Source organism: Flavobacterium sp. (genome assembly GCF_029242675.1).
GTDB lineage: Bacteria > Bacteroidota > Bacteroidia > Flavobacteriales > Flavobacteriaceae > Flavobacterium.
Map to the genome: position 1 here is coordinate 1 of NZ_JAQWTM010000195.1, position 5,398 is coordinate 5,398.

Sequence of the window (5,398 nt, forward strand, 5' to 3'; positions counted from 1 at the left end):
TTAATAAAGTAATTGTAAACCCAGGTCAAAGTAAACGATGGGATAAAATCAGTAAAAGGAAACAACTCTTCTAGGAATGTGATCACTCCTCCTATTTTACCAATTGTCCCTTTATACATCGTTGTCATTAAATATCCTGCAATTGGCGCCCAAACGACATCCGAAAACTCCCCTATTGCCGGAATGGTAAAGGACAGCATACCGATACCGTCAAAAAGAATTCCTAAAATTAGGTTTCGCGTTTTATTGTTGGTCTCTGCAATTTTGGCTTCTTCGATCATACTTTTTAGTTTTTACCAATAATAAACAAATCTAATGCCAAAAACTACTATCGCAACAACTCAGGAAATACTTTATAGACCTTTTCGATCTTAGGTGTTATTACGTAGGAGCAATAGCCTTGCATTTTGTTTTGGTTATAATAATTTTGATGGTAACCCTCGGCTTCATAAAATTTAGATACCGCTGATAATTTCGTTACTACGGGTTTTTCAAATACGTTTTCTTGAGCCAATAGGCCCATGTAGGCTTGCGCTATTTCTTTTTGAAGTTGACTGTGATAGAAAATCTCCGACCTATATTGCGTTCCCACATCGTTTCCTTGACGATTTAAAGTTGTAGGATCGTGCGTGGCAAAAAACAATTCTAAAAGTGTGCCGAAAGAAATAACTTTAAGATCAAACGTTATTCTTATGGCTTCTGCATGACCGGTATCTCCTTTGCAAATTGCTGCATAGGTTGGATTTTCAACCTCACCTCCTATGTAACCTGAAACCACGCTATGCACTCCTTTTAACTCTAAAAAAACAGCTTCGGTGCACCAAAAACATCCTCCTGCTAAAGTAGCGACTTCTAAACCTTCGTGTAAATCCATTTTATATTGTCTTTTGTGTTTTTAATGTAGGACTGCCGTTGGCACAAAAGTGCACCTGCGTCTTCGCTCAAATTTACAATTTAATAGCAGTATAGCAGGAATTGATTAACTAAATTTTATGGGTTGTGGGAGGAAAAACTTTTAAATAATCACTAAAATCTTTGTTTCTTTGTAAAAATAGCAAAAATGATACACGCAAAAAATATACATAAATATTACGATCAACTTCAGGTTTTAAAAGGGGTTGACTTACATATTAAAGCTGGCGAAATTGTCTCGATTGTAGGCGCTTCAGGTGCTGGGAAAACCACTTTACTTCAAATTTTAGGTACGCTAGACAAACCAAGTTCAGTTGAAGGTATCGAACTAAAAATAAACGGCGAAGATATTTTGTCAATGAACGACAAGACTTTGTCAAAATTTAGAAATCTGAATTTGGGTTTCATTTTTCAGTTTCATCAATTACTGCCTGAATTCACCGCTTTAGAGAATGTATGTATTCCCGCTTTTATAGCTAATAAATCCAAACAGGAAACTGAAACCGAAGCTAAAAAACTGTTAGAATACCTAGGATTATCACATCGCATTAACCATAAGCCAAACGAACTCTCGGGCGGGGAACAGCAGCGCGTGGCTGTTGCAAGAGCCTTAATTAATAAACCTGCCATTATATTTGCTGATGAACCATCAGGGAATCTTGACACCGCGTCAGCTGAGAACCTTCACCAACTCTTTTTTAAATTAAGGGATGAGTTGGGACAAACTTTTGTCATTGTAACTCACAATGAAGAGCTGGCAAATATGGCCGATAGAAAATTAGTAATGGTGGACGGCTTGGTCAATAATTAGGAGCTTTTTCCAGCCATCCACTGTATTCCCGATCATAAAAACTACGGCCGAAAAGGCCTTGTTTTTTAAAATCGGGAGATGCCGTTCCTATCTGGGCTAAAAAATGTTCCTAGAACAACAATTCTATTTAACAGAAACTCCGTTTTCAAAAGATGAATCAAATTGAACTGAAAGACTTTCTAGATCAAAAAGTAGAACAATACAACACCTTCGATTTTATCGAAAGTGATCCAATTCAAATTCCGCATCTTTTCACCAAAAAAGAAGATATTGAAATCGCTGGTTTCCTGAGTGCTACCATAGCATGGGGAAACCGAACCATGATAATAAAAAACTCAAAAAAAATGGTCGATCTCATGGGAAATGCTCCCTATGATTTTGTCATGTCCCACTCTGACACTCAATTGGAGCGCTTAGACCAGTTTGTACACCGCACTTTTAATGGTGCTGATTTCATACAGTTTATCAGTTCTTTAAAACATATTTATACCATGCACGGCGGACTAGAAGCTGCTTTTTCAAAAAATCAAGATCCAACTTCAATGCAGCGAAGTATATCTGAATTTAAAAAGATGTTTTTTGAAATTCCGCACCAACAACGCACACAAAAACACGTATCCGATCCCTTGAATAATTCAGCAGCAAAGCGCATTAACATGTACTTGCGTTGGATGGTACGCAATGACAAAAAAGGAGTCGACTTGGGCATTTGGGACAGCATCTCAACTGCGGCACTCTCCTGCCCTTTGGATGTTCATTCAGGTAATGTAGCCCGTAAACTTGGGCTATTAACTCGGAAACAAAATGACGGAAAGGCACTAGCGGAGCTCGATTGTCAATTGCGGATTCTAGACCCTGCGGATCCCGTAAAATATGATTTTGCTTTATTTGGTCTTGGCGTATTTGAAGGGTTTTAAAAACTTTAAACACTTTTGACTCTGAAAGCAAACAATTAGTCTAACATTTCCAAAACTATTTTAAAACTAAATCAATAACGTATTGAATCGTTTGTATTTAAAAATTATTTTGTAATAATAAACTTATTTTATACTGTTTTTATGCATTTAATCGTGTTTTTTGAACACTTTATCGAATTTGTAAACAAAAATATAATATATTTGATATGCGTTAAATCCCAAAATCTAACACTTTAATAACCTAATAATGACAAATTCAAAAAAAATTGTTTTAGCCGAGGACAACTCCATTCTTTCGTTGTTATTGAAATTTAAATTAGAAAAAGAAGGCTATAAATTACTTATTGCAGTAAATGGCAAGGAAGCCATTAATCTCATTGAAGAGCATAATCCTGATATGATTCTTACTGACATAATGATGCCTTTTGTAAGTGGTTTAGAATTAATTAGTCATGTTCGAAATAAATTGAACTCTTCGACGCCCATCGTAGTTTTTTCATCTGCTGGCCAAGAGGAAATGGTGGTTAATGCCTTTAATTTAGGAGCAACTGATTTCATGAGTAAACCATTTAGCCCCAACGAGTTAATTATTAGAGCAAAAAGATTATTACGATAACTCTTAGCACTTTATCACATGACTACTAACTATACCCAATATCTATTTGACTACTTTCATAGTAGCCCTGCAATCATACAGATTTCATGGTTAATAAGTGCTATCTTATTATTAGCGGTAGTTGTTCTGATTGGATACTTAAAATATGTGAGAGCTCGATTGCGCAACAAAGGCAGAATTATCAACACCTATCAAAAAAAATATGAATCTGATTTAATAGAGTACTTATATGCAGGAGAAGAAGGCGACGAGCTAAGCCTTCAACAACAACAAATAATTACTTATTTAAAAAAATGTGCCAAAAATCGTCTTAAGAAACGAATCATAATTAAAACGTTATTAAAACTTAGAAATGAAATTTCGGGCGAAACTGCTGATGCTATTCAAAAACTATATTATAATTTAAATTTTATAGGAGAAGCAGAAGCTAAATTAAATAGTAAAAAATGGAGCGTAATAGCAAATGGAATAAGTGAACTAGCACAATTTGACATTAAAGAAGTTCATGAGAAAATAATAGTTCATATCAATCATCCAAAAAAAGAGGTACGAAGAGAAATCCAATTTTATTTAGTTAAACTTTTTTCTTTTGATGGACTTAGTTTTCTAGATATTCTCCAAACTCAATTATCGGAATGGGATCAAATCCAATTGTTAGAAGTTTTACAACGAAAAAATAGTTTGAACCTACCTGATTTAACAAATTGGTTACAATCCTCGAATGAGTCCGTAATTTCGTTTACGTTAAAACTAGCAAAAATATTTAACCAATACGAAATTAAAGAACAGGTAATACAATTATTTAATCATCCCAACATAGCTATCCGAATTGAGGCTATTGAATTGGTTTCACCACTCGGGTTTCATGAAGCAACTGCTATTTTGAAAAAAGATAGTATTAATCGAAGCACTGAGGAAATAATCGCCATTTTAAAAATGGGTGAAAAAATGTTTACAAACGAAGACATCGCATTTGTATCCGAATTTATAAATCATCACAATTACGAGATTAAACAGTCTGCAGAATTAATAATGCACTCTATTGATCCAGAAGATACTTACACGATACATATCAATCGCAAAAAGGACGAGCAGTACGAAGGTTTAGACTTAACTAAAGCTGGCTAATTATGACATCAACACTACCTGAATTTATCATAAATTTTTTAGAATATATCTTTTTCACATTTGCTTTTTTAGCGATATCATCCTATATCATCCTAGCTATCATTTCCGGATTTGAGACTGTAGATTATATGAAAAAAAACCGATTTGTCAATTATGGCGAAATAATGAAATCTAGTATCTCACCATCTATTTCCATTATTGCACCTGCTTACAATGAAACCTTAAATATAGTTGAGAATGTACGATCGCTATTATCGTGTCATTATGTAAACTATGATGTTATAATTGTAAATGATGGTAGCAAAGATGATAGTCTCCAAAAATTAATTGAAGCTTACGATCTAGTAAAAATAGATTACGAAATTAACAATCAAATACCAACAAAACCATTACGCGAGGGAATTTTTAAATCTACAAATCCTGCTTTCGAAAAATTAATCATAGTAGACAAGGAAAATGGAGGAAAAGCAGATGCCTTAAATATGGGACTAAATATTAGCACTAATAAATATGTAGCTTGCATCGACGTTGACTGTTTATTACTTGAAGATGCGTTACAAAAACTGGTAAAACCGTTTCTTGAATCTACCGACAAAAAAGTAATTGCAGCAGGTGGAGTGATTAGAATTGCTAATTCCTGCACCATCAAAGATGGTAAACTTATTGACGTCAATTTCCCGAAAAATGCTATTGTACAAGGACAAATTTTAGAATACCTTAGAGCTTTTTTATTAGGCCGTATGGCTTGGAGTCGATTGAACGGGTTACTTGTTATTTCTGGTGCTTTTGGTCTATTTGATAAAAAAATAGCATTAGAAGTTGGAGGATATGACACAAAAACGGTAGGCGAAGACATGGAAATTATCGTTAGAATGAGACGGTACATGGAAGAGAAAAAAGTGAAATATAAAGTAGCCTATATTCCTGATCCTTTATGCTGGACAGAAGCTCCCGACAGTTATAAAATTTTTATCTCTCAAAGAAATAGGTGGACTAGAGGAACTATTGAAACAT

The 5,398-nt window shown here is 34.4% G+C and carries 7 protein-coding genes; 5 read left to right on the forward strand and 2 right to left on the reverse strand.

Features of this window, described 5'->3' with window-relative positions; all coding sequences use genetic code 11:
- Both P8M54_RS07460 and msrA read right to left on the reverse strand, forming a co-directional pair.
- On the reverse strand, positions 1 to 281 hold a 281-nt coding region (locus P8M54_RS07460; protein WP_300286793.1), incomplete at its 3' end, for a hypothetical protein.
- A gap of 47 nt (positions 282 to 328) precedes the next feature.
- Positions 329 to 874 (reverse strand): peptide-methionine (S)-S-oxide reductase MsrA, encoded by a 546-nt coding sequence (gene msrA, locus P8M54_RS07465; protein WP_300286795.1) that lies wholly within the window; start codon positions 872 to 874, stop codon positions 329 to 331.
- A gap of 186 nt (positions 875 to 1,060) precedes the next feature.
- Here msrA and P8M54_RS07470 point away from each other — a divergent pair, with 186 nt between their 5' ends.
- The 5 genes from P8M54_RS07470 to P8M54_RS07490 all read left to right on the forward strand — a co-directional run.
- Positions 1,061 to 1,723 (forward strand): ABC transporter ATP-binding protein, encoded by a 663-nt coding sequence (locus P8M54_RS07470; protein WP_300286798.1) that lies wholly within the window; start codon positions 1,061 to 1,063, stop codon positions 1,721 to 1,723.
- Positions 1,724 to 1,875: 152 nt separating this feature from the next.
- Positions 1,876 to 2,640 (forward strand): TIGR02757 family protein, encoded by a 765-nt coding sequence (locus P8M54_RS07475; RefSeq protein ID WP_300286801.1) that lies wholly within the window; start codon positions 1,876 to 1,878, stop codon positions 2,638 to 2,640.
- A gap of 247 nt (positions 2,641 to 2,887) precedes the next feature.
- Positions 2,888 to 3,256 (forward strand): response regulator transcription factor, encoded by a 369-nt coding sequence (locus P8M54_RS07480; protein WP_300286803.1) that lies wholly within the window; start codon positions 2,888 to 2,890, stop codon positions 3,254 to 3,256.
- An 18-nt stretch (positions 3,257 to 3,274) separates the two neighbouring features.
- The gene (locus tag P8M54_RS07485; protein WP_300286805.1) at positions 3,275 to 4,384 is read left to right on the forward strand and encodes a hypothetical protein; all 1,110 of its coding nucleotides are present in this window, start codon (positions 3,275 to 3,277) and stop codon (positions 4,382 to 4,384) included.
- Positions 4,385 to 4,386: 2 nt separating this feature from the next.
- A partial coding sequence (locus tag P8M54_RS07490; RefSeq protein ID WP_300286807.1) for a glycosyltransferase family 2 protein occupies positions 4,387 to 5,398 on the forward strand: 1,012 nt, incomplete at its 3' end.